Source organism: Helicobacter monodelphidis (assembly GCF_003288845.1).
Classification (GTDB): domain Bacteria; phylum Campylobacterota; class Campylobacteria; order Campylobacterales; family Helicobacteraceae; genus NHYN01.
Genome location: NZ_NHYN01000103.1, coordinates 1 through 428 on the forward strand (window position 1 = coordinate 1; position 428 = coordinate 428).

General features: G+C 30.1%; 1 protein-coding gene. It reads right to left on the reverse strand.

Annotated features, from left to right (window positions below; translation table 11 throughout):
- A partial coding sequence (locus CCZ01_RS10665) for a hypothetical protein (RefSeq protein WP_181566408.1) occupies positions 1-428 on the reverse strand: 428 nt, incomplete at both ends.

Below are 428 nucleotides of genomic sequence, written 5' to 3' on the forward strand. Positions count from 1 at the left end.
AGAGATGTTTGCTTGTATATCTTTTAAAAATTCATTTCTATTTTCTTGTATGATTGCATCATTGATTTTCTTTTCTAAAGATACACTAAAATGCTCTTTAAAGGTATTAAACTCTAAATTATCAAAAAACTCATCATCGCTAGAGTTTAAAAGTCTTTGTAGATAGAATTCGCTCATTTTCGCACTTTGTTTTATTTCATTTTCAACGCTTTGTCTTACTTCAGCAAAAAACTGTTTTTTAAACTTCGCATATTTTGCTGTGAAATCTATATTATTTATTAAATTTGTGGTATAATTGGGTTGTTGGTTTTGCGGAAGAACGTTTGATGCTTTATGTTCAAAAACCGATTCGCTTGTAAAATTAGCCTCGTGGCCTGTCGGCTGGTTATCCAACGACTTAAGCTTATTTTTATTACTACTATCCCTAA